This window comes from Clostridiisalibacter paucivorans DSM 22131, assembly GCF_000620125.1.
Classification (GTDB): domain Bacteria; phylum Bacillota; class Clostridia; order Tissierellales; family Clostridiisalibacteraceae; genus Clostridiisalibacter; species Clostridiisalibacter paucivorans.
Map to the genome: position 1 here is coordinate 48,059 of NZ_JHVL01000014.1, position 26,989 is coordinate 75,047.

Below are 26,989 nucleotides of genomic sequence, written 5' to 3' on the forward strand. Positions count from 1 at the left end.
CTATTGCTTAAGGATTTTTTTATTTTTAAAACTATAAAGGAATCTATCACAGAATGCTTCTACAAAAAAATGAATAGGATATAGTAAATAGAAAAAGAGGAGGAAAAAAGATGAAAAAAAGTATTACTGTGATAACTATCATAATATGTATGTTTATTACAGGAACTGTATTTGCCGTTGACCCAGAGGTTGCTCAGGCCAATGCAGAAAAGTTTGGTTTTCTTACATTGCTTCCACCATTGGTGGCAATTATATTGGCTTTTGCAACTAAAAATGTGGTATTATCTTTATTTATTGGTGTATTTTCAGGCACATTTTTATTGGGGCTAAATGATCATGGAGTATTTGGAGCTGTTTTTTATGGAGGACTAAGCATAATTGACCAAGTATTAAACTCATTAGCAGACAAATGGAATGCTGGAATAATTCTTCAATGTCTTACTATAGGAGGACTAATAGGATTGGTTACTAAGATGGGAGGAGCTAAAGCAGTTGCAGAATCTCTATCAAAAAAGGCAAAGTCTCCCACTAGTGCACAACTTATTACATGGGTTTTAGGGTTATTTGTATTCTTTGATGATTATGCTAATTCTCTAATAGTTGGGCCAATAATGAGACCTGTGACTGATAAACTTAAAATTTCAAGGGAAAAACTGGCGTTTATAATTGATGCTACAGCAGCACCTATTGCAGGGATTGCCCTTATATCTACATGGGTAGGATATGAAATAGGCCTAATAAAGGATGCGTATGATTCAATAGGTCAAAGTGTAAATCCCTATGGTGTATTTATGTCAACTATACCCTTTAGATTTTATAATATTTTGATATTAGTATTTATAGTTACTACAGCAGTATTATTAAAAGAGTTTGGGCCTATGTACAAGGTAGAAAAAAGAGCGAGGACTACTGGAGAAGTTCTTAGGGAGGGTTCTAATCCTATGGTTTCTAAGGAAACAACAGGGATAGAACCTATAGAAGGGATTAAGCTTAGTGTTTGGAATGCAATTATTCCCATAGGAATACTGATAATATCAGCATTCTTAGGATTTTATTATAATGGATATACTGCGTTATCAGACAACCCTGAGATGATGGAAATAATTAATAATGCACCACTATCTATTGAGGCAATAAGGGAAACATTTGGTGCATCTGATGCTAGTGTAGTATTATTTCAGGCAGCACTATTGGCCAGTATAGTGGCATTAATAATGGGAGTTAAACAAAAATTATTTTCTATAGGAGATGGAATCGATACTTGGATAAATGGTATGAAATCTTTAGTGATTACAGGTGTAATATTATTATTGGCATGGTCAATATCTGGAGTAATTAAAGAATTGGGTACTGCTAAATTTATGGTATCTATATTGTCAGATACGATACCAGCATTTTTGCTTCCATCGATTATATTTGTCTTGGGATCTATAATATCCTTCGCTACAGGTACATCCTATGGAACCATGGGAATATTAATGCCTATTACTATACCTTTAGCCTTTGCCATAGTGCCAGAGCAAAGTTATATTATTATGAATGCAGGGGCAGTTTTAACTGGTGCAATATTTGGAGATCACTGTTCACCCATTTCAGATACAACTATATTGTCATCTATGGGAGCTGCCTGTGACCATATAGATCATATTAAGACTCAGTTGTTTTATGCCATAACTGTTGCTACTATATCAATAGTATTTGGATATATACCAGTTGGACTGGGAGTACCAGTTTATATAGTATTATTAATAGATTTAGTTATGATATTTGCAGTTGTGAACTTCTTTGGTAAGTCTGTAAAGGAAGACCAATTACAAAAATCTATGAGTAAGTAGTAGTGAAAAAGACCAAAGGCTATTTTATTTTGGTCTTTTTCTATTCGCGTAAAGTATAAAATATTCTGAATAAATATGATTATATTGACTTTAGGGATTACATTTTATAAAATCTTTTTATGGTTATTTAAAATTTAATAAGATTCGGATGAAAATAGCGGGAGAGGATAGTGAATCCACCGAAGAAGTGAATCTTTCAGGTATCCATTCTTGGATAGGACCGTTATTGGACGAACCTCTGGAGAGACTCTATTAGAGCACCGAAGGAGCAAGTTGGCTATGGCCAATGAAACTTTCAGGTAAAAAGGACAGGGGAATTTCAAATACAGAATAGAAATTCTATCTAGAGGTCATTATAAATATGACCTCTTTTTGTATTTTTGAGAGTTTAAGTAATTTTCAAATGAACTGTATGAAATTCCTACTAAAATCAAAATTAGGAGGCAAAAATGACAACATTAGTAAGGGTATTTGAAAAAATTGATTCTATTGTATGGGGACCACCATTATTGATTTTATTAGTTGGAACAGGGATTTATTTAAGTTTTAAATTAGGCTTTATACAGGTTATACATTTACCAAGGGCATTAAAGTATATTTTTCAAAAGAATGATGAGGATAATCAGGGAGATATATCTAGCTTTGCATCTCTATGTACTGCTCTCTCCTCAACTATAGGTACAGGAAATATAGTTGGGGTTGCTACAGCGGTGAAATTAGGAGGACCTGGAGCATTATTTTGGATGATAGTAGCAGCATTTTTTGGCATGGCTACAAAATATGCAGAGGGTTTATTGGCAGTTAAATATCGAGTTGTAGATGAAAATGGTCAGATGTCTGGTGGCCCAATGTATTATATTGAAAGGGGATTAAATAATAGCTTTTTAGCTAAGGCATTTGCTTTGTTTGGAATTGGTGTGGCTTTCTTTGGTATAGGAACATTTCCACAAGTAGAGGCAATTACAAGTTCTATGGAAATAGCATTTAGTATTCCAAAATGGTTGACAGGTAGTATATTGGTTTTATTAGTAGCATTGGTAACATTAGGAGGAATAAAGAGTATATCTAAAGTTGCCCAGCTTATAGTGCCTTTTATGGCTGTTCTCTATGTATTTGGAGTATTGTCAATCTTACTGTCTAATATTGAACTTATACCTAGTACAATTTCATTAATAATCAGGGGTGCATTTACTAAAACATCAGCAGTAGGTGGTTTTGCAGGTGCAGCAGCAATGAAAGCTGTTCAAGCAGGGATATCTAGAGGTGTTTTTTCCAATGAATCAGGACTGGGCTCGGCTCCTATAGCAGCGGCTGCTGCTAAGACTAATTCATGTGTAAGACAAGGGCTTATATCTATGACAGGAACATTTTTTGACACTATAGTAATATGCACAATGACAGGATTAACTTTAGTATTAACAGGAATGTGGAACTCTGAATATGCAGGGGCTTCCATGACTAATCAAGCATTTAGAAGTGGATTTTTTAACCCACAAATAGGGGAGTATATAATTACTATAGGATTAATATTCTTTGCCTTTACCACGATTATAGGATGGAACTATTATGGAGAAAGATGTACTGAATACTTAGTGGGAGTCAAGGGAATAAAATTTTACAAATTAATTTTTATTGTTCTCATAGGATTGGGACCATTTCTTAAGCTCAATCTTATATGGACTATAGCTGATATAGTAAATGGGCTCATGGCTATACCTAATCTTATAGGACTTATAGGACTAAAGTCAGTGATTTTGGCTGAGACAAAGTCATATTTTTCTAGGCTATAGTTTTAAAAAAGTGTTATAATGAATGTAAAAAATTTTGCAAAGGTCAAATAGGGAGGAATATTGTGAAATATTATGATGTGATAATTATTGGATCAGGACCAGCAGGACTTTTTACAGCGATAAATTGTGATGATAGTAACAGAGTTATTGTGTTAGAAAAGAATAATGTTGCAGGAAAGAAGCTTTTGCTTTCAGGGGCAGGACAGTGTAATATAACCCATGAGGGGAACGTAGAAGATTTTGTAAAACATTATGGTGAACATGGAAGATTTTTAAAAAATGCATTGTATAGATTTAATAATAATGATTTATTAGATTTTTTTAGAAAAAGAAAACTTGAATTTATATCTAATGATGAGGGAAAAGTATTTCCCAATACCCTTAAAGCATCGGATGTTTTGGATATCTTGATTAAAGAGTGCAATAAAAGGGGTGTAGAAATTAATTATAATTTTTGTGTAACAGATATATCATATAATGAAGAAGACAAAATATTTAATGTAAAAAGCAAGGGGAAAAAATATAAATCTTCCAATTTAGTAATTGCTACTGGGGGTAATTCATATTCTTATACTGGTTCTACAGGAGATGGATATACACTTGCATCTAAACTTGGACATAGGATAGAGGAACCTCTGCCGGCATTGACGCCTTTATATATTAAAGATTATCCCTTTGGAGATTTGTCAGGGATATCCTTTGAAGATATACCTATATATTTGTGGCGAAATAATAAAAAGATTAAGGAAACAATGGGAGATATATTGCTAACCCATAAGCATATATCAGGACCAGGGATATTAAATTTTTCTAGATATGTAAATCCCAATGATGTAATAAAGATAAATTTTATTGGTCAAAAAAACATAGAAGGATTTAGAAAGGAATTTATAAAAGATATTCAATCTAATGGTAAACTTCTTATAAAGACTTTACTGAAAAACTATTCTATACCTAAAAGGTTCATAGATGAGATTCTTAAAATTATTGGTATAGATGAAAAAATAACCTGCGCCAATTTGAATAAAAAGCTCAGAAATAGATTAGTGATGATGCTTACAGAATATCCTATGACTGTGGAGAGATTAGGAGAATTTAATATGGCAATGGTTACAAAAGGAGGAGTTTCAATTAGGGAAATAAATACCAAGACTATGGAGTCCAAAATAGTAGATGGATTATATTTTGTAGGAGAAGTTATAGATATAGATGGAGATACTGGAGGATATAATATTCAAGCAGCATTTTCTACAGCATTTGTTGCTGGAAATACAATATAAGCTTAATGACGAAGGTATAAATACAGTTAGTAGTTCGTAGTTAGTAGCTATTAGTTGATGGTGGAAATCCTATGGATTTCATCATTAACTATTAACTACTAACTTTTTTATGTCTTTTGAAATTAAAAAAATGCATGGTTTATGTAGATTATACAAATACTTATATAAAATGAATATTTATAAAGGGTGGATATAATGTTTAATCGAAAGAAAACAGAGTTTGACAAATACAATTTAGACAAATATTCTTTGTTTAAATCTATTGAAATGAATATACAAATACTTAAAGATATATTTAATCATGATGATACCATAATCTTTAGACATTTTGGAAACAAGACTGACAAAAAATTAAAATATTGTATCGTATTTATTAAAGGGATGGTAGATAAGGATATGATACATGAAAGTATAATAAGGCCTATTTTAAGAAATTCAATATTAGGAAAAGAAAAAAATACAATAGAAAGCATGGAAAATCATGTAATCACTTCAGACAACATAAAAAAGACTAAATACATAGATAAAGTGGTTAATTCAATAATTAGTGGAAATACAGTACTTTTATATGAAGGTGTACAAGAGGCATTAATAATAGAAACTATGGGATGGGAAAGTAGAGATATACAAGAGTCTGAAGTAGAAAAGTCTTTGAGGGGACCAAGGGAAGGTTTTACAGAATCTATAATCAAAAATTTAACTATGATAAGAAGAAGAATAAAGACACCTGATTTGAAGTTTAGGTTTAGAACCCTTGGATTAAGAACAAAAACTGAATGTTGTATATGTTATATTGAGGGAATAGTTAATGAAAAAATATTAAAGGAATTAAATAAAAGACTTGATAAGCTCGAAATAGATGGCTTATTGGATTCAGGATATATTGAAGAATTGATAAAAGATGCACCTTTCTCTCCATTTAGAACTATAGGAGATACTGAACGACCCGATGTTGTTGCAGGTAAAATATTGGAAGGGCGTATTGCATTATTGTTGGATGGTACTCCAGTAGCGTTGACATTGCCATATATTTTTTTAGAATATTTTCAATCTCAAGATGATTATTATACCAATTTCTATTTTTCATCAATTAACAGGTTGTTAAGGATATTATCATTTATTCTTACAATTAGTGTGCCAGCTATATACACGTCATTAATAACTTTTCATCAAGAGATGATACCTACCTCTTTGATATTGACTGTTTCTGCTTCGAGACAAGGGATACCATTTCCTACAATACTGGAGGTGTTTGCTTTATTACTTGTATTTGAAGCATTAAGGGAAACAGGGATTCGTATGCCCACATTTATAGGTCAGGCCCTTAGTATAGTTGGGGCATTGGTATTAGGGCAAGCAGCTGTAGAGGCTAGATTTGTCAGTGCACCTATGGTAATAATTGTAGCGTTTGCAGGGATAACGGGGCTTATGATTCCAAAGATTAAAGGAGCTGTGGTTTTATTAAGGGTAATATTTTTATTGTTATCATCATTTTTAGGTTTATATGGTTTCATTTTTGGAGTTGCAGGATTATTAATTCATCTATGCAGTATTTATTCCTTTGGGATACCTTATATGTCATATATAAGTACGTTAAAGATTAGTGAATTGAAGGATACAGCCATAAGAATGCCCAGATGGTATATGGAATATAGACCAAAGCTTATAGCAGATAGGAATTTCAAAAGGCAAAATAATGGGGGGAAAGGCTATGATAAATAAGAAGGTGATGATACTTTGCATATTTTGCATATTAAATATATTCATATTAAATGGCTGCTGGAGTTATAGAGAAATGGATAAGCTTGCAATTGTCGGAGGTATGGCAATAGATAAAGGGAAAAATGATAATTATTTAATAACAGCAGAAATAGTAGATTTGGAAACCGATGGCGGAGAGGTAAAAGTAAAGTCGAAAAAGATACGAATGGAAGGAGAATCTGTATTTGATGCAATAAGAAATATAATTAAAATTTCAGCAAAAAAATTATATTGGGCCCATACTAAAGCTGTTATAGTGAGTAAAGACATTGCAAAAGAGGACATAACACAAGTAATTGATTTGATAAATAGGGATGCAGAGATTAGACTTTCATTAAATATTCTAGTTTCCAAAGAAGAGACTGCTAGAGAGCTACTTTCACAGCAAAGTGTAACTACAGAGATAAGAACCTTTGAAATTGAAGAAGTGTTTAAAGGTCAAAAAAGCTTAGGAAAATCTCCAGATGTAGATGTAAGTGATTTTATTAACGCCCTATCTGGTGAAGGTATCTCAGCAGTACTACCCAGCATATCAGTTGTAACTAATGAAGGTCAAAGGACATCAAGTTTATCAGGCACAGCAGTTTTTAAAAGGGATAAATTAGTAGATTTTTTAGATGGTGAAGAGACAAAATCCTATTTGTTTATAATAGATAAAATAAACAGTGGATTGATTATATATAAATACCCTTCCAAAGTTAATACGGATAAAATTACATTAGAAATATTAGAAAATAAAACTAAAATGGAGCCCCAGTATAAAGATAATAATTTAATTATGAATATAAATATAAATACAAAAGTAGCTGTTGGGGAGCAAGGGACAGATAGAAATTATGTCCATAAAGATGGTTTAGAAACTATAAAGAATGGTGTACAGAGGGTACAAAAGAAAAAAATAGAAGAATTAATAAGAAAAGTTCAAATGGAGTATAATGCAGATATTTTTGGGTTTGGAAAGACTATTAAAGAAGAAATGCCTAATTTGTGGAAGGAAATAGGTAGTGAGTGGGATGAACTATTTAGGACAGTAGATACTAAAGTGAGTGTATCCATGGATATAAAAAACAGTGGACTTTCTCCAAAGGTTATAGAAGTAGGTGATTAATTATGATATTAATGCTTATTATGTGTTCATCTATTTATATCTTTTTTGTATTTGTAGATTTAATACCTATTTATAGATCTGGCAAATATAAGTTATTTTCAGTATATACTTTGATGTTGACAGTATCATATGTAATTAGAGTATTGATAAGTATAGGAATAAAGATACCTAGTCCTGTAGAACCAATAAAGAAAATAGTTATTTCTATTTTTAATATATAGAAATATTGATTTTGTTATAGGAAAGTGGGAGATACATGAATAAAGAAAATATTGCTAGTAAGCAAGGTATAGCAATTATGATTTTGTTTATAATTGGAAGCACATTAGTTTTAGGTGTAGGGGGAAAAGCTAAACAGGATATATGGATAGCTGTTATATTGGCTATGTTGGGAGCTTTGATTATAACTTCAGTATATGCAAGAATTTTACATCTTTTCCCTGGAAAAAATTTGTATTCTATAGTAGAAATTTTGTTTGGAAGTATATTAGGTAAAATAATTTCCATATTCTATATTTTTTATGTTATTCATTTAGGAGCTTTGGTTTTCAGGAATTTTTCTGAATTTATTCATATAGTATCTTTAATAGAGACTCCCCAGTTTGTTCTCGTTATGACTATGGGCATTACCAGTATTTGGTTTACAAGAAAGGGTATAGAGGTATTAGGAAGGTGGTCTCTTTTAATTCTTCCCATTGTGGTATTTATAATTATATCTCTAATTACATTGTCTACACCTAAAATGGATATCAATAATTTGAAGCCAATATTATATGAAGGGATTAAACCAGTAATAGATGGTAGTTTTTCTATATTTACATTTCCATTTGCAGAAACTATTGTATTTACAATGATTTTAAGTTCTTTAAAAAATACTGATGATGTATTTAAGGTATATAGATATGGCATAGTGATATCAGGATTACTTATATTGATAGTATATACAAGAAATATCCTTGTCCTTGGAGTAGAAACTGACAGTGCATTGTATTTTCCATCGTATTCGGCTGTTAGTTTAATAAAGGTAGGAGACTTTATTCAAAGAATTGAAGTATTAATATCTGTTATATTTTTATTTTCAGGATTAATTAAGATAAGCATATGTATATATGGAGCAAGTATAGGCATAGCAAACTTATTTAATTTTGCTGACTTCAAATTATTAATTCCTCCAGTAGCATTAATAACAATGAATTTATCATGCTTTATATATGATGATGTCATGGAAATGTTTTTTTGGTCATCAAATATTTATAAATATTATGCTATTCCATTTCAGATAGTATTACCAATGATTATTTTAATTATTGCGGAAATAAAGAAGGGATTTTTTTCTTCTTCCAAAAAAGACAGAAACTGATATAATTAGTGTAAAAGGGAGGGATTTTATTGTTGAGAAAAATATTTTTACTAGGAATATCAATAATTATCATGACAACATTAGCAACAATGGGTTTTTTATTTTTTATGCCAGTAGAGCCACAAAATGTAGCAATGGCTTATTCACCAGGGGAAACTAATATAGTAATGGAAGACGAATTTATACATACGGATGTCTACCCTATAATTGATGGAGAGAAAATTTTTATACCATTAGATATTTTCAAAAAATATATACACGAAGATATTAGATTTGACGAACAGAAAAGATTGTTATATTTGAACATAGAAGAGCCCCAATTTGAATTGGAAACAGAAGAATTAACTGAAAGATTAGATAATGGAGTTAACTTAACTATGCTTGTAAGAAATCTTTCAGATAATTATTATGTAGAGTTATCAGGATATGAAAAAATATTCAATATAGAGATTACATATATTGAAAAAAATAATATTGTAATTATAGATAAAGTTAAAGAAAAAGAATTGATTGGAACAATTGATAGAAAAACGTACTTAAGACCTGAAAAATCTTCTTTTAGCTTTAAATTAGACAAGCTTAGAAGTGGTGACAAAGTAAAGGTATTTGAACAGGAAAATAAATGGTCTAAAGTAAGGACTGAAGAAGGCTATATAGGGTATGTGAAATCTAGAGATTTAGATGTAGAAAAATTAGATATGGATTTAGATGTAAGGCTAAATACTGTAAGAGAAGATTGGAATCCAACAGGAAAGATTAACTTTGCATGGGAATATGTATATAGATATACTCCTGATATATCTGAAGAAGATGCTATAGAAGGATTAGATGTAGTGTCTCCAACGTGGTTTTCCATAATAGATGATAAAGGAACTATAGAAAATAAAGTGGATTATAATTATATAATGGATGCCCATGATAAGGGATATAAAGTATGGGCCCTTATGGACAATAGTTTTGACAAGGACTTGACAAAAAAGGTGCTTTCTAGTGAAGAGGCACAAAATAATGTTATAAATCAGATATTAGTATATACCAGCATGTATAATATAGATGGCATAAATCTAGATTTTGAAAATGTATATTATGAAGATAAGGACAGGCTCACTCAATTTGTGGACAAGTTGACAAAGGCCCTCAAAAAACAAAACTTAGTTGTGTCCATGGACTTTACTATACCTTCTAGTAGCTTAAATTGGTCAAAATTCTATGATAGGGAAAGGATATCTGAAATAGTAGATTATTGTATGGTTATGACTTATGATGAGCATTGGGCATCAAGTCCTAAAAGTGGCTCAGTAGCATCTATAGGATGGGTGGAAAGTGGTATAGAAAAAACCCTTAGATATGTACCAAAGGAAAAATTGTTATTAGGCATCCCATTCTATACTAGAGAATGGGAGGAGACAAGGGACGAAAAAGGGAATATAGATATTAAATCCAGTGCCCTTTCCATGAAAACTGTAGATGAAAGGATAATAGAAAATAATTTGGTTCCTAAATGGTTAAATGAAGAAGGACAATACTATGTGGAGTATACGAAGGATAATAAGAGATATAGAATATGGATTGAAGACCAAAACTCCATAGGTCTTAAGGCACAGTTGGTTCATGAATATGACCTTGCAGGTGCGGCTTCATGGAGAAAGGGATTTGAAAAAGAGGGCATATGGACAGTATTGAAAACTGTAATTAAAGACAAAAATAAGATCGTTAGGCAATAAAAAAACAAAAAATACTTCAAAATATGAAAAGCATATATAATCGTATATTTATATATATAATTGCCAAAAACAGCGAAATTTTCGCTGTTTTTTTGTTTTTTCAAGATTGACATGGTTAACGAACGTTCACTATAATAAAGATGATAACAAAGAATTACCTGTATTTCTTAATTATTACAAAAATATGGATTGAAAACTATAAAAGGATTTTATTTATGGATTTAAGGTGGTGAGATAAAATGAATGATTTAAGTGATACCAAAAAGAGAATATTAGATGTATCATTGGACCTTTTTTCTAAGAATGGATATAGTGGAACATCTATAAGACAGATAGCCAGAAGTGTAGGGGTCAGTGAAAGTGCCATATATAATCATTTTAAAGGCAAAGATAAAATAATTAAGACTTTATTTGAGATATATGGTACAAATAGAGCCAAGGAATTTATAAGTAAAATAGATGAATATGATGATTTTTTATATAATCCTGATGAATTTTTAAAATCTCATGTAATGGATAATATTTTAGATGTTGTTTTTAATGATGAAACCAATAAATTTTTAAAGGTAGTTATGATGGAAGTATTTTGTATAAATATGGCTAGAGATATAACGGCTAATGAAATAATTGGTTTTGCTAAAGATAAATTGAGTGATTTATTTCAAAAAATGATAGAAAGAGGGGTCATTAAAGATTACAATCCAGAAGTTTTGGCAAATGAATTTTTGGCTCCATTGGCACTAATAAATTTAGAACATTTAATAAAAAACAATGAAAATAATATAGATTATTATAAAAGACAAATAAAAGAGCATATAGATTTCTTTTGGAATTCCATTAAATTAAAATAAAAATTATTTTATTATATTGGGGGTGCAGAGGGTGAATAATATATTAAATGTGGGTCTTGATGTGGGTTCAACTACTATAAAAATGGTAATTATTGACCAAAAGACCAATATAATTTTTAAAGACTATAAAAGACATTTTTCAGATATAAAAAATACAGTTGTTTCTATGATAAGTAGTGCGAAGGATGTACTACAAAGAAATAGATTAACAATAATGATAACAGGTTCTGGAGGCATGGGTATATCTAGAATTTTAGATATACCATTTATCCAAGAGGTAATAGCATGTACCAATACTATAGAAAGAGTTATTCCAGATACTGATGTTGCCATAGAATTGGGTGGAGAAGATGCAAAGATAACATATATGGGCAAATCAATGGAACAGAGGATGAATGGTACATGTGCAGGAGGTACTGGAGCATTTATAGATCAGATGTCAGCATTATTGCAAACGGATCCGTCAGGCCTTAATGCTTTAGCCAAAAAGCATCATACAATATATCCCATAGCATCTAGATGTGGAGTATTTGCTAAAACTGATATACAGCCCTTGTTAAATGAAGGGGCTTCAAAGGAAGATGTGGCTGCGTCGGTATTACAAGCAGTAGTAAATCAGACTATAAGTGGATTAGCTCAAGGAAAACCTATAAAAGGTAAGGTAGCTTTTCTCGGAGGTCCCCTTTATTTTATGTCTGAACTTAGAAATAGATTTATAGAGACATTAAAGTTAAAAGATGAGGACATAATATTTCCTAATAATTCTCAGTACTTTGTGGCTATTGGTGCTGCATTGTCTTCTAGAGATGAAATGCCAAGGTCTTTTGAATGTTTATATGATAGATTACCCGATATAAATGTGTCCAGTGAAGGAAAAAACGTACTATCAGAACCTTTGTTTATAGATAAAACAGAATACGAATCCTTTAAAAGACGACATAACAGACATAAGGCCAATAGGGTTTCAATAAATGAGTATAAAGGCAAGGCCTATTTGGGAATAGATGCCGGCTCTACAACAACTAAGATAGTTTTAATAAATGAAGAAGGGGATATATTAGAGTCTTATTATGGAAGTAATATGGGTAGCCCATTGGAATCTACTATAAAGGTATTAAAAAAACTCTATACTAAGGTAGGCGATGATATAGAGATAGTTAATTCCTGTGTAACTGGATATGGTGAAGGACTTATAAAAGCTGCTTTAAAGGTAGATATAGGAGAAATTGAAACAGTATCCCATTATAAAGCGGCAGAGTTTTTCCTTCCAGAGGTTGATTTTGTGTTGGATATTGGAGGACAGGACATGAAAAGCTTAAAGGTCCACGACGGAGTTATAGACTCCATAATGTTGAATGAAGCGTGTTCATCAGGATGTGGCTCCTTTATAGAGACCTTTGCCAATTCCTTAAATATGGGTGTAGAGGAGTTTGCAAATTCAGCGGTAAATTCTAAAAATCCTGTAGACTTGGGTACTAGATGTACTGTATTTATGAATTCAAGGGTAAAACAGGCTCAGAAAGAAGGCGCAGAAGTAAGTGATATATCTGCTGGAATATCCATATCTGTAATAAAAAATGCACTATATAAAGTTATACGAATGAGAAATGCGGAAGAATTAGGAGAAAATATAGTTGTACAGGGTGGCACATTTTATAATGATGCAGTTCTTAGGGCTATAGAAAAGATATCGGGCAGAGAAGTTATAAGACCTGATATTGCAGGGATAATGGGGGCATTTGGGGCAGCGTTGATAGCTAAATATCGCTATATAGAAAATAGTAAATCAACTTTACTGAACTATGATCAATTAGACAATTTTTCATTTAAGAATGAAATGAAAAGATGTGGACTTTGTGGCAATAACTGTCTTTTAACTATAAAAACGTTTTCTGATGGAAGAAAATATGTATCGGGGAATAGATGTGAGCGGGGAGCAGGTATAGAAAATCGTAAAAATGACATCCCAAATCTGTATGAATATAAATATAGAAGAGTGTTTAACTACAAGGCATTATCTGAAAAAGAGGCCAAGAGAGGAATTATAGGTATACCTAGAGTTCTTAATATATATGAAGATTATCCATTTTGGTTTACATTCTTTAAAGAACTGGGATATAGGGTAGTACTTTCTAGCAGATCTTCAAAGGATATATATGAGTTGGGAATGGAAACAATTCCTTCGGAATCGGTATGTTATCCAGGGAAATTGGTACATGGGCATATAGTAGATTTAATAAAAAATAAGGGCGTGGAAAAGATATTTTATCCATGCATTCCATATAATGTAAAAGAGGATAAAGATGCTGATAACCATTATAATTGTCCTATTGTAACATCTTACCCTGAAACTATTAATGCTAATATGGATATCATAAGAGAAGGTAATATAAAGTTTTACCATCCTTTTTTGCCATTAGATAACAATAAAAGAATGGTAAAAAGAGTAATGGAAGAGTTGAAATCTGAGAACTTAAGTCAAATAGAAGTAAAGAATGCTATTTCTAAAGCATATAAAGAACTTAATAGATATAAAGAAGATGTGCATAGAGAAGGTACTAGGGCATTAAATTATATAAAGGAAAAGGGCATTAAGGGGATAGTCCTTGCTGGAAGACCTTATCATATAGATCCAGAAATAAACCATGGGATTCCAGAAATGATTAAGTCTTTTGGGTTTGCAGTTATATCAGAAGATGCATTGAGGGATAAATCCAATATAGATAGGCCTTTGAGGGTTGTGGACCAGTGGATGTATCATTCTAGACTGTATGCAGCTGCTAGTTATGTAGCTAAAGAAAGGGATTTGGAATTGATACAGTTGAATTCATTTGGGTGTGGTTTGGATGCAGTTACTACTGATCAAGTCAAAGAAATATTAGAGAGATACGATAAGATATATACAGTTTTAAAAATTGATGAAATCAGTAATTTAGGAGCTGCAAGAATAAGAATAAGATCTTTACTTGCAGCAATAAAGGAAAGAGATAAGAGAGATTTCCGACCTAAAAAACTTTATGACATACCACAAAAGGTAATTTTTACCAAAGAGATGAAAAAGAGACATACAATATTGGTACCTCAAATGTCACCTATACATTTTCAGTTTTTGGAATCGGCTACTGAATCTTCAGGATATAATCTAAAAGTTCTTCCGTCAGTAGATAAAGAGGCTATAGATGAAGGGCTTAAGTATGTAAATAATGATGCATGTTATCCCTCTATAATAACTGTGGGACAAATAATGGAGGCCTTAAAGTCAGGGGAATATGATTTGGATAATACCTCAGTTATAATATCTCAAACTGGAGGTGGATGTAGGGCTACAAACTATATTGCGTTTATAAGGAAGGCATTGAGAGATGCCAATATGGACCATGTCCCCGTTATTTCATTAAATGCAGCTGGAATGGAAAAAAACCCAGGGTTTAATGTTTCTCTTAAGATGGCAGGGAAAATGATGATGGGACTTGTATATGGTGATCTTCTTATGAGGGTATTGTATAAAACAAGACCCTATGAAAAAATAGAGGGGTCAGCCAATAGAGTTTATGAACAATGGGTAGAGAAATGTAAAAGGAATATAATAGATGGCAATAAAAAACAATTTAAGAGAAATATATATAAAATAGTAGAGGACTTTGATGAATTAGAAATAGATGAAGATGTGGTAAAACCTAAAGTTGGAGTAGTTGGGGAAATATTAGTGAAATTCCATCCTACAGCCAATAATGATATAGTTTCAATATTAGAGGAAGAGGGCGCAGAGGCTGTAGTTCCTGATTTAATAGATTTCTTTTTATACAGTGCCTTTGATAATAAGATAAAATATAGAGATCTATCGGGAAGTTTCAAAAATATGTTTTTAGGAAATATAGCAATAGAGGCTATAGAATACTATAGAAAAGATATGAAAAAGGCTTTAAAAATGAGCAATAGATTTGAAGCACCAAAGAGTATACAGGAATTGGCTATGGGAGCAGAGAGACATTTATCATTGGCTAATCAGACAGGAGAGGGATGGTTTTTGACTGCAGAAATGGTAGAACTAATCGATTCAGGAGTAAATAATATAGTATGTCTTCAACCCTTTGCATGTTTACCTAATCATATAACAGGAAAAGGGATGATAAAAGAGTTGAGAAGGGCTTATCCATCTTCTAACATAGCTGCTATAGATTATGATCCAGGAGCCAGTGAGGTTAACCAACTAAATAGGATAAAGCTTATGTTATCGGTAGCGTTTAAGAATTTAGATAAAGGGATAAAAGCAGTTAGTAGTTCGTAGTGAGTTGTAAGTAGTTTATGGTGGAAATCCTATGGATTTCATCATTAAACTACTTACTATTAACTTTTAGCTACTAACTTGTTCTATATTTTCGTAAATTTTATAAATAATTACTTATACCCAATGGACTTGTTAATAATTGAAACTTAGATTAATCTAAGTTCTTTTTTAGAAATAATTCTAAGGAATGGTAATGATTAGGACCAATAACCTAGAGGAAATATAATATAATATATGTAAGGAGTTAAGTAAAACTATTATATGGGGTGTAAATTTATGAAAAATAATTTATTGGGCATTAAAGTTCCCATAGACAAGTGTACAAGTGGCATGAAGGTCATATCTGATGTAAAAGATGAATTTGGATTTATACTAACAGTTTCAGGCACGATATTAAATGAAAAAATAATAGAAAGACTTAAGAATAGGGGAATAGAAAGTGTTTTAATACATAACAAAGATGTTGAGGGGATTTTCGATTTATTGGATGATGAATCAGAAGATGTAAATTTTATGAATATAGAAATAAAACCTTCAACTCCTGAAATAGATATAGAGAGTAATAGTGTATATAAAAGTAGCCTAAGGATTATGGATAAGATTATGGATCAAGTAAAGGATTCTGGCAAATTAGATGTAAAAAAGGTTAAAGGCATAATGGTTCCATTATTTAATGAGATAGTTAGCAAGAATAATATATTGTATTGTTTAGAAATATTAAAAAATAAAAGTGTCTCGTCTTATTCCCATAGTGTCAATGTAGCTATACTATCAGGATTATTGGGAAAATGGATGGAACTTGATAAAATGCAAATTTTAAACCTTATAGAGGGTGGATTGCTTCATGATATAGGAAAGTATAAGATGCCTATAAATATTATAAATAAAAAGGAATATACCGAATCAGATATGAAATTATTGGAAAAACATCCTATACTGGGATATAAATTTGTATTAAGAATGAAAGATATATCTATAGATGTAAAAAAAATAATATTGGGGCATCATGAAAATTGTGATGGTACAGGATATCCCTTTGGCATAATTAGGGAACAAATGTCTTTAGAAACTAGGATAATTTCCGTAGTAGACAGATTTGATAATATATATGCTCGCAATAATAATGACAGTGACAATATAAATATTTTTACTGCTTTAGAAAGACTGTATAAAGAAGAATTTACTAAACTAGACTATCAACCCTTAGAAATTTTTGTAAGAAATATGCTTTGGAATCATATTGGGCGATATATATATTTGAATGATGATAGAATAGGAGAAGTTGTTTTTATAAATAATATGGCAAAGTTTAAGCCATTAATAAGGGTAGATGAGGGTATAATAGACCTTTCATCGGAAGATAAAGTAAAGATTAATAAAATTATACAATAAAATATAAGTTTTACATAAAGTGAAATCCTGTCAGGATTTCACTTTATTTTTATAAATAAATATATTTATTACCTTAAATTATGTTATATTAAGAACGAATATATCTAATATAGATATTGCCTTAATGGGGTGAGAAGATGTTTTTCAAAAACAATTTGGAAAAAAGAGTAAATAAAGCAAAAACTAATGAGAAAGAAATGAATAAATTACTAGAAGAATATAGACCTTTTATAATGAGTGTGATTACTAAAAGGTGTGGTAGATATATAGAATATGGAAAAGATGATGAAGTGACAATAGGAATGATGGCTTTCAAAGAAGCTATTGAATCCTTTGATGAAAGTAAGGGCAAGTTTTTAAGTTTTGCCAATAGAGTTATAAATTCAAGACTTATAGATTATTATAGGGCTAATAATAGAGATAAAAAAGAACTTTTGATACTATCCGATGAAGATATAAATTATAGATATGAGATGAAAGAAGCTATGATTCAATATAAAAGTACTAATGAAAATGAAAGTAGAAAAAGAGAGATAGAGGAATTTAAACAGGAATTATATAAATGGGGAATTACATTTCATAGGCTAATGGAGGTTTCTCCAAAGCATAAAAAACTTAGAGAAACATATAAAAATATGGCACTATGTATAATAGATAATCAAGAATTATTGGATCATTTGATAAAAACTAATAGACTCCCAATAAAAGAAATAGAAAAATATATGAATATACATCGAAAAAAAATTGAAAGGGGTCGAATATATATAATAGCATTAATAATAATTTTAACGGGAGATTATCCTCATATAAAAGAATACATTGAATGGAGGTGAGAGCTATGAAGGGCATATTATTAGAAAAAGAGGGCAATACAGGCATTGTACTGACAAATAGTGGTGAATTTGTAAAGGCAGAAGGGCTAGACTCCCATTATGTAATTGGAGATGAAGTCATATTTAAAAATAGACATAGACATAGACATATAAGAAAAATTATGGTGGCAGCTGCTGTATTAATATTTTTATTTACTGGATCGTTAGGAATTTATGGATATAGTTCTTCTTTTGGATATGTGAATGTGGACATAAATCCCAGTATTGAAATTGGTTATAATATGTTTAAAAGGGTTAATTCCATCAAAGGATTAAATGATGATGGAGAAAAATTAGTAAATGTAATTGAAGATTATAAAAATAAGTCTGTAACAGAAGTATTAGACATGATAATTGATTTATCAATAAAAGAAAATTATATAAAAAGAGAACAAAAGAATGTGATATTGGTTACTGTGACTAATGATAGGATAAAGATAGATGAAGAGGAAATAGTAAAGTCTGTAGAAAGACATATTAATGAGAATAAAGTGTCGGCTGAAATCATAGAAGTAAAAGGTGATGATGAGTTATATAAAGAAGCTCAACAGCATAATACTTCTCCAGGCAAATTGAAGCTTATAAAGAATTTAGAAAAAGAAGAGAAGGGTATAGATAAATACAAGGATAAGAATATTAAGGAAATATATGAAAAAATAAATAAAAAAGATAATAAGACTAAAGAACAAAAAATAAAAAAAGAATCAAAAGATGAAGAAAAGAGGATAAAGCAGGAGATAAAAAGGACAAAGAAAGAGAACAAAAAAGAAAATAAGGAGATATTAAAAAAAAGCAATAATGGCAACATTAAAAACAAAGATGTAAAGAAAGAAATAAAAGACAATAAAAAAGTTAATAACAAAAAAGAAAAGGAAGAAAAGATTAAAAATAAAGAAAAACAAGTTAAAGACAAAGCAAAAGATAAACCAAAAGAAGCCAAAAAGAAAAAAGCACACCCTATTAAAAAAGATAAAAAAAATAAAAAATAATTGAAACACCCCAAATAGTTATATATATTGTCGTATATATATAGTGAAGAAATAAAAAAGGAGGTAGATAAAATGAAAAAAATAGTTTCAAGTGTATTAGTTTTTATGTTAACTGTAGGAGCGGTTGGGTCGTTAGGTTATGCAGCACCAAAACATAAAGGGTGGTTGCCACCAGGACAGGCAAAAAAGCATTTTATGCCATATGGAATATCAAAAAAGGTATTTGATGATATAGATGGATATGATTGGGCAAAAAAGGCTATAGAAAGTATGAAATTGAAGGGACTAATTAAAGGTGAAAAAGAGGGTATATTTAATCCAAGCAAATCTGTTTCAAAATTGGAAACAATAATCATGGCTTTAAGAGTAATGGGGTATGAGGATGAGGCATATAATATAAAAGATTTGCCTGATGAATATTCAGGAGAAAGAATAGACCAGTGGGCAAGGGGATATGTGACAATAGCCTACGAAAAGGGGATATTAGACGATGTAGATATGATGTATTTTGTGCCCTCTGAATCTGCTAAAAGATATGAAGTTGCTAAATATATAATTAGGGCTATAGGGTATGAAGACGAGGCAGAAGAGCATATGGATGAAGAATTGGATTTTACAGATGCATCTATGATTCCACAAGGGGCCATAGGGTATATATATATGACTAATGAGTTAGAGCTTATGATGGGAGATAGTAAAGATAGATTTAACCCAATGGGGACATTAAATAGGGCAGAGATGGCAGTATTGTTTTCAAGGTTAGATGAAAAAGTAGACAGTGATGTTGATAAAGATGAATGGACAGGAAATGTATATGAAATAGATGACGATTATATAAAAATAAAGGTATATGGAAATATAAAGAAGTTCGAGGTAGATGATGATGTAATAGTATATGATGACAATAAAAGGGTAAGATATAATGACATAGAAGAAGATGATATAGTAAAATTAACTATTGATGATGATGAAGTTGTATATATAGAAATAATAGAAGATGAAGATGAAGACAATGTAATTTCAACATACAGGGGAGAGGTTATAAACATAAATAAGAATCATCCAGAAGCTATACAAATAGAAGTAAGGAATATGTCTGTTATGTTCTATGTATTAGATGATGTAGATGTCATTTTTGAAGATGAAAAAGGAGATTTTGACGATATAGAAGAAGATGATGAAGTAAAACTATATGTAGATAGAAACAATAAAGTAAGAAAGATAATAGTAGATAGAGATTTAGATGAAGACAATGAAGATAAGGAATATGAAGTAAAGGGTAGAATAACTGATTTAGATTTGGTAGGCACATATCATATGGAAATAGATGATGACAAATATAAAATATCTAAGGATGCAGATATAGAAATAGAAGATGAAAGAAATAAGTTTGAAAATTTAGCAATAGGGATGAAAGTAGAAGTTAAAATAGATGATGAAGAAATAATAGATATAGAAGCAGAATGGGATGAATTAGAAATAGAAGGCGAAATTAAAAGTATAAAATATGTATCTGATGGAATAGAAATAGCTATTGAAGATGATGACGATACTTACAAATATATATTAGATAAGGATGTTGAGATAGAGATAGATGACGATGATAAAGACGAAAGGGATTTGGAAGTTGGTCAATATGGGGAATTTGAGATAGTTAAAAATAAGATAGTAAAAATAGATATAGAAGAAGATTAAAGGACTCCTTAGGGAGTTCTTTTTATATGCTTTTAGATTTTGGCAATATGGTATATAATTTAGTATATGAGTAATTAGATTACTGATATATTATTTAATGTAGGGAGATGATATGTATGGGAATAAAAATTATAACTGATAGTGGTTGTGATTTACCTAAGGAAATAATTAATGAATATGATATAGATGTATTGCCCCTTATAGTATATTTAGATGGTAATGAGTATCTAGATGGTGATACAATTGAATCTAAAATGCTATATAAGGGTATGAGGGAAGGCAAAGTATTTAAAACTGCACAGATACCAGCTAGTAAATTTAAAGAGGTATTTACAAAATATGCTGAAGAAAATCAAGAATGTATATATATTGCATTCTCTTCAGGGTTGTCTGGTACATACCAAACATCTGAACTTATAAAAACTGAGATAATGGAAGAATATCCTGAATTTAAAATTGACATAGTAGATTCAAAGGCTGCATCTATGGGATTTGGACTTATCGTTTATCATGCAGCAAAGATGGCCAAAGAGGGAAAGAATAGAGAAGAGATACTTGAGACAATAATAAATGATGTTGAGCATATGGAGCATGTATTTACAGTAGATGATTTGGAATATTTGTATAGAGGAGGAAGGGTTAGTAAGACAGCAGCTCTAGTAGGAGGTCTATTAAATGTAAAGCCTATATTAGATGTTCAGGATGGAAAATTGATTCCCATTGAAAAGGCCAGGGGAAAAAATAAAGTTATAAAAAGAATTGTGGAAATAATGGAAGAACGGGGTAATAATATTGGGAGTCAAGTCATAGGAATAAGTCATGGAGATGATTTAGATACTGCACTAAAAGTAAAAGATATGATATCAGAAAAATATGATTGTAAGGAATTTATAATAAATATGATTGGATGTGCTATAGGAGCCCATTCTGGTCCTGGAACATTGGCATTATTCTTTTTGAATGAATAGATAGATGATAGTTATCTCTCAGTCTAATGATTAAAGATATCAAAAGAGTTACTGATTTTGTAAAAAATAGTTAGTAGTTCATAGTAGTAGCTAGTAGTTGATGGTGGAAATCCTATGGATTTCATCATTAAACTACTAACTATTTACTATTACCTACTAATTTTTACTTTATACCTTTATTAACAAGCTGAGAGACAATGAGTCATCTTTTTTTTTGAAAAATAATTTAAAAATATACTTAAAATAGTTGATAAATATTTAACAATACAATATACTTATATATATAATATATAGTATTGAGATAATAATATGTAGCTTAAACATTGTAAAAATTCTGAAATATTCAATTGAAGTTATTGTTAAAAATATAACTAAAATGGGGGAATGATACTGTGATAACAATTAATGTTTGTATCGGAAGTGCGTGTCATTTGAAAGGTTCCTATGATGTAATAAAGAAGATGCAACAAATAATAAAAGACAGAAATATGGAAGATAAAGTAACTGTAAAGGCAGCCTTTTGTTTAGGAGAATGCACTAATGCTGTATCAGTAAAGGTAGATGATGACCCTATAAGATCTGTAAATGAGGGTACAGTAGAAGATTTTTTCAATAGATATATTGTTGAGAGGTGATTGTCTATGAAATTTATTGATTTTGATAAAGATAAATGCAATAATTGTTATAAATGTTTAAGAACATGTCCTTCTAAAGCAATAACAATACTAGAGCATCATGCGGAAATAGTAGATGATGTATGTATATACTGTGGTAAATGTCAAGTTATATGTCCTCAAGGGGCACTTAGTATAAAGGATGATGTCAGTAAGGTAAAGGATGCTATAAGAGATAATAAAAAAGTCATAGCTACTGTTGCGCCATCATTTGTAGGGGCATTTGATATGGATAACCCTAAACAGATTGTAACAGGATTAAAAAATTTGGGATTTGATATAGTTGAAGAAACAGCTATAGGGGCAGAAATAGTTTTTGAGTACTATAAAAGATATATAAGGGAAGGCAAATATAAAAATATAATAACCACCAGTTGCCCATCTGCCAATTTAATTATAGAAAAATATTATCCACAATTAGTAGAATATATGTTACCAGTAGTATCTCCTATGGTAGCACATGGAAAAATATTGAAACATATGTATGGTATGGATAGCTATGTAGTATTCATAGGTCCTTGTCTTGCTAAAAAATCTGAGGCCGAGGATTTCCAACATAGTCAAATAATAGATGCAGTATTAAGTTTTGATGAATTGTCAGATTGGTTTGAAAATGAAGATATAATACTAAATCAATTATCTAATACCAAATTTGATGCAAATTCATATGAAGGTGGCAGTTCCTTTCCTATAGGAGGATTGGCTGAGAATTGTAAAACAGAGATAGAAAATGGTGGCTATGAATTGATACAAGTAAATGGAGTAGAAAGATGTAAAGAGATATTAGAATGTATACAAAATGAAGATATAGAGGATATATGTGTAGAGTTAAATATTTGCGAAGGAAGTTGTGTTGATGGACCCGGCATGCCCAAAGATGGAGTAAATTACTATGTTAGGGAAAAAAAGGTTAAAAATTATGCCAAGTCTAAAGAAATCTGTGCGGATAAAGATTTAAGGGAATTACTAGAATGGGAAAAGGAGATAAGCTTTGAGAAGACCTATTTTAATAAAAGGGTAAAGAGGAAAAAGGCGACAGAAGAAGAATTACAAGAAATTTTGAGGAAAATGGGTAAACATGGTGAGGAAGATGAATTAAATTGTACTGCCTGTGGATATAGAACATGTAGAGAAAAGGCGGAGTCAGTATATGAAGGTATGTCAGAGATAAATATGTGTTTGCCATTTATGAGGGCAAAGGCAGAGAGTTTGAGAAATGTTATTTTTGAAAATAGTCCTAATATAATATTGATATTAGATGAAGAATTGAATGTAAAAGAGATGAATCCTGCTTCTGAAAGGATATTTAAGATAAAGGCTGAAAATATAATAGGAAAGCCTATAGCAATGATTATGGATGATAGTAAATTTAGAAAGGTAAAGGAAACTAAAAAGTGTCTAGTAGGGATAAAGGTATATTATAAAGAGTATAACAAAGTAATGTTTGAAAATATATTGTATCTAGAAAAGGAAAATGTATTGATGGCAATAATGACCGATGTGACTTATGAAGAAAAGAATAAAAAAGAACTGGCTAGGGTAAAAGAAGGAACATTAAATGCTGCACAGGAAGTAATAGAAAAACAAATGAGGGTTGCTCAAGAGATAGCTAGTTTGTTGGGAGAAACTACTGCTGAAACTAAAGTTACATTGACTAAGCTAAAAGAGATAGTTATCGGTGAAGAAGGTGATCTATGATGGATTTTTTTATAGATGTATCTTCCGATAGCTTGAATAAATATGGAGAGGAATTATGTGGAGATAAGGTAGAAGTTATAAGAACTGAGGATTCAATAATTATAGTGTTGGCTGATGGATTGGGAAGTGGTGTAAAGGCAAATATACTGGCTACATTGACAACTAAAATAGCAGGGACTATGTTAAAATCAGGAGTCAGTATATATGAAACAGTGGATACTATAGCCAATACATTGCCAGTATGTAATGTTAGAAAGTTAGCATATTCTACCTTTGCCATAATTAAAATAGATAGTAATTATAATGCTTCAATATTTGAATATGATAATCCACCATTATTTTTCATAAGAAATGGAAAACATATAGAATTAAACAAAAGAGAAATCATAATGAACGATAAAAAGGTTAAACAGAGTACTATTAGATTAGAAGAAGGAGACTGTGTAACACTGGTGAGTGATGGTGTTATACATGCTGGAGTAGGTGGTTTTTTGAACCTAGGATGGCAGTGGGGAAATGTGTGTAATTACATGGAGAGACAGTCTTATATGGAAAAATGTTCCAAAAATATTTCTAAAAATTTAATAGAAACTTGTAAATCTCTCTATGCAGATAAACCTGGTGATGATACTACTGCGGTTACTGTTAGAGTAAGAAAGGCTGAGTATATAGATTTATTTACTGGACCTCCAGAGGATAAAGAAGATGATAATTTTGTGGTTAGACAGTTGATGAAAGGCAATGGCAAAAAGATTGTATGTGGGGGGACAGCAGCAAAAATAGTGTCAAGGGAATTGGATGAAGAACTAGTTGTAAATTTAGACTTTATAGACCCTGATGTACCACCCACAGCTAAAATCAACGGAATAGATTTGGTTACTGAAGGGGTTTTAACATTGAGTAAAACAGTGGAGAAGATAAAAAAGCATATAAATTTTTTCCATGATGAAAATACTGCATATATGCTAAAAGGAGAAGATGGTGCATCCAAATTAGCTAAAATCTTGATAGAGGACTGTACTCATTTGAATTTATGGGTTGGTAAAGCAGTAAATCCTGCTCATCAGAACCCTAGTTTGCCTATAGACTTGAGCATAAAATTAAAGGTGGTTAAGGAATTGGCTCAATTGATGGAAGGCATGGGTAAAATAACCAATATAACGTATATATAGCACTGGAGGTGTAAATAATGAGAAAATTTGAGAATCAAGTTCAATTAATAAAATATGAAGTATTAAAAGAAGTTTCTAAATTAGCATTTAAAGGCACTATAAAAGAAGAAAGACATAAAATACCAAAGACCATAATACCAGGTCCTGAACCAAGAAGTAGATGCTGTATATATAAAGAAAGGGCAATTATAGAAGATAGAGTAGAGCTTGCTATGGGTGGAAATAAAGAAAACAAGAATATAATAGAGGTTTTAGATATAGCATGCGATGCTTGTCCTATAAATAGATTCGTAGTAACTGAAGCTTGTAGAGGATGTCTTGCACATAGATGTTCAGAGGCATGTCCAGTGGGTGCTATACGTCATGTTGGTCATAAGGCATATATAGATAATAATAAATGTGTAGAGTGTGGAAGATGTAGAGAAGCATGCCAGTATAATGCAATAGCAGATGTTATGAGGCCTTGTAGAGAGGCGTGCCCAGTGGGTGCTCTTTCTATAGATAAAGATAAAAAGGCTGTCATAGATAATGAAAAGTGTATACAATGCGGTGCATGCGTATATCAGTGTCCCTTTGGTGCGATAGTAGATAAATCGTTTATAGTTGAGGTTATAGATTTGTTAAATAGAGCAAAGGAAGAAGATATACATGTATATGCAGCTATAGCCCCTGCGATATCTAGTCAATTTTATTATGCTAAGATAGGGCAAGTAGTAAATGGTTTAAAGAAACTAGGTTTTTATGATGTAGTAGAAGTAGCATTGGGAGCAGATATAGTGGCTCAACATGAGGCAGAAGAGTTTAAAGAAACTATAGAGGATAAAGGTGTAATGACCAGTTCCTGTTGTCCAGCCTTTGTGTCTCATATAAATAAAAATTATCCCATGCTTAAAGATAAAGTGTCAAGCTCGGTGTCTCCAATGATAGCTATATCTAGACTGATTAAGAATATTGATGATAATGCCAAGGTTGTATTTATAGGACCTTGTATCGCAAAAAAGATGGAGATAAAAGAAAAGGATTTATATGGAACTACTGATTATGTTATTACCTTTGAAGAATTAGCGGCGATGTTAGATGGTGCAGAGATAGATTTAGAATATCTAGAAGAGGACTCTCTAGATAATGCATCTTTTTATGGTAGGGTATTTGCTAGAAGTGGAGGTTTAACAGAGGCTATAAGACATGTTGTGGGTAAAGAGAAATATGATATAGACTTTGAACCTGTAATTTGCGAAGGGATGAAAGAATGTGAAAAGGCATTAAAAATAGCCAAAGCAAATAAATTAAAATGCAATTTTATAGAAGGAATGGCATGTGAAGGAGGATGTATAGGAGGTCCAGCATCTCTTCATCATGGTCCCAAAGATAGGGGTCAAGTAGATAAATATGGGAAAGAAGCAATGGAGAAGGATGTAAAAGATAGTATAAGGATATTTAATATAGACGGTATAGAATTGGAAAGAGAGATAGAAAAAGACCTATAAAGAGGTCTTTTTCTTTTGGACAAAAAAATGAAATTTTAGTATTAT

Annotated in this window: 19 protein-coding genes and 2 riboswitches; all 19 genes read left to right on the forward strand. The window is 31.1% G+C overall.

The window, feature by feature from the left end; genetic code table 11:
- The first annotated feature begins 110 nt into the window (after positions 1-110).
- The 19 genes from Q326_RS0106855 to Q326_RS0106945 all read left to right on the forward strand — a co-directional run bounded on the left by Q326_RS0106855 (position 111) and on the right by Q326_RS0106945 (position 26,944).
- Positions 111-1,835 (forward strand): Na+/H+ antiporter NhaC family protein, encoded by a 1,725-nt coding sequence (locus Q326_RS0106855; RefSeq protein ID WP_026894705.1) that lies wholly within the window; start codon positions 111-113, stop codon positions 1,833-1,835.
- 148 nt (positions 1,836-1,983) lie between these two features.
- Positions 1,984-2,068, forward strand: a riboswitch (glycine riboswitch).
- 2 nt (positions 2,069-2,070) lie between these two features.
- A riboswitch (glycine riboswitch) is annotated at positions 2,071-2,150 on the forward strand.
- A gap of 134 nt (positions 2,151-2,284) precedes the next feature.
- Positions 2,285-3,625 carry an alanine/glycine:cation symporter family protein gene (locus Q326_RS0106860; protein ID WP_026894706.1) on the forward strand — a complete coding sequence of 447 codons (1,341 nt, stop codon included), beginning with the start codon at positions 2,285-2,287 and terminating at the stop codon, positions 3,623-3,625.
- Positions 3,626-3,687: 62 nt separating this feature from the next.
- On the forward strand, positions 3,688-4,905 hold the full coding sequence (locus Q326_RS0106865) for a BaiN/RdsA family NAD(P)/FAD-dependent oxidoreductase (RefSeq protein ID WP_034601468.1): 1,218 nt from the start codon (positions 3,688-3,690) through the stop codon (positions 4,903-4,905).
- A 195-nt stretch (positions 4,906-5,100) separates the two neighbouring features.
- Positions 5,101-6,627 carry a spore germination protein gene (locus Q326_RS0106870; protein WP_026894708.1) on the forward strand — a complete coding sequence of 509 codons (1,527 nt, stop codon included), beginning with the start codon at positions 5,101-5,103 and terminating at the stop codon, positions 6,625-6,627.
- Complete coding sequence (locus tag Q326_RS0106875; protein WP_026894709.1) at positions 6,617-7,774, forward strand: Ger(x)C family spore germination protein; 1,158 nt, start codon at positions 6,617-6,619, stop codon at positions 7,772-7,774. Before Q326_RS0106870 ends, Q326_RS0106875 begins: the two co-directional genes overlap by 11 nt.
- A gap of 2 nt (positions 7,775-7,776) precedes the next feature.
- Positions 7,777-7,995, forward strand: a complete 219-nt coding sequence (locus tag Q326_RS0106880; protein ID WP_026894710.1) for a hypothetical protein — start codon at positions 7,777-7,779, stop codon at positions 7,993-7,995.
- Between the two features lie 35 nt (positions 7,996-8,030).
- Entirely contained in the window at positions 8,031-9,134 is a 1,104-nt protein-coding gene (locus Q326_RS0106885; protein WP_026894711.1) for a GerAB/ArcD/ProY family transporter, read from the forward strand.
- Positions 9,135-9,163: 29 nt separating this feature from the next.
- Positions 9,164-10,858, forward strand: a complete 1,695-nt coding sequence (locus tag Q326_RS16910; protein WP_051531261.1) for a glycosyl hydrolase family 18 protein — start codon at positions 9,164-9,166, stop codon at positions 10,856-10,858.
- Between the two features lie 239 nt (positions 10,859-11,097).
- Positions 11,098-11,709 carry a TetR/AcrR family transcriptional regulator gene (locus tag Q326_RS0106895; RefSeq protein ID WP_026894712.1) on the forward strand — a complete coding sequence of 204 codons (612 nt, stop codon included), beginning with the start codon at positions 11,098-11,100 and terminating at the stop codon, positions 11,707-11,709.
- A gap of 31 nt (positions 11,710-11,740) precedes the next feature.
- Positions 11,741-15,997: a 2-hydroxyacyl-CoA dehydratase gene (locus Q326_RS0106900; protein WP_026894713.1), complete on the forward strand. Its 4,257-nt coding sequence runs from the start codon at positions 11,741-11,743 to the stop codon at positions 15,995-15,997.
- Between the two features lie 276 nt (positions 15,998-16,273).
- Positions 16,274-17,389: an HD-GYP domain-containing protein gene (locus Q326_RS0106905; protein ID WP_026894714.1), complete on the forward strand. Its 1,116-nt coding sequence runs from the start codon at positions 16,274-16,276 to the stop codon at positions 17,387-17,389.
- Between the two features lie 137 nt (positions 17,390-17,526).
- Positions 17,527-18,222, forward strand: coding sequence for an RNA polymerase sigma-I factor (gene sigI, locus Q326_RS0106910; RefSeq protein WP_026894715.1), 696 nt, complete (start codon positions 17,527-17,529; stop codon positions 18,220-18,222).
- A gap of 5 nt (positions 18,223-18,227) precedes the next feature.
- The gene (locus Q326_RS0106915) at positions 18,228-19,250 is read left to right on the forward strand and encodes an anti-sigma factor domain-containing protein (protein ID WP_026894716.1); all 1,023 of its coding nucleotides are present in this window, start codon (positions 18,228-18,230) and stop codon (positions 19,248-19,250) included.
- 72 nt (positions 19,251-19,322) lie between these two features.
- Positions 19,323-20,945, forward strand: a complete 1,623-nt coding sequence (locus Q326_RS17925) for an S-layer homology domain-containing protein (protein ID WP_051531263.1) — start codon at positions 19,323-19,325, stop codon at positions 20,943-20,945.
- Between the two features lie 116 nt (positions 20,946-21,061).
- The gene (locus Q326_RS0106925; RefSeq protein ID WP_026894717.1) at positions 21,062-21,913 is read left to right on the forward strand and encodes a DegV family protein; all 852 of its coding nucleotides are present in this window, start codon (positions 21,062-21,064) and stop codon (positions 21,911-21,913) included.
- Positions 21,914-22,305: 392 nt separating this feature from the next.
- Positions 22,306-22,548, forward strand: coding sequence for a (2Fe-2S) ferredoxin domain-containing protein (locus Q326_RS0106930; RefSeq protein ID WP_026894718.1), 243 nt, complete (start codon positions 22,306-22,308; stop codon positions 22,546-22,548).
- 6 nt (positions 22,549-22,554) lie between these two features.
- Entirely contained in the window at positions 22,555-24,285 is a 1,731-nt protein-coding gene (locus tag Q326_RS0106935) for a [Fe-Fe] hydrogenase large subunit C-terminal domain-containing protein (protein ID WP_026894719.1), read from the forward strand.
- Positions 24,282-25,457: a SpoIIE family protein phosphatase gene (locus Q326_RS0106940; RefSeq protein WP_250160319.1), complete on the forward strand. Its 1,176-nt coding sequence runs from the start codon at positions 24,282-24,284 to the stop codon at positions 25,455-25,457. Before Q326_RS0106935 ends, Q326_RS0106940 begins: the two co-directional genes overlap by 4 nt.
- A 17-nt stretch (positions 25,458-25,474) precedes the next feature.
- Positions 25,475-26,944: a 4Fe-4S dicluster domain-containing protein gene (locus Q326_RS0106945; protein WP_026894721.1), complete on the forward strand. Its 1,470-nt coding sequence runs from the start codon at positions 25,475-25,477 to the stop codon at positions 26,942-26,944.
- Positions 26,945-26,989 lie beyond the last annotated feature (45 nt).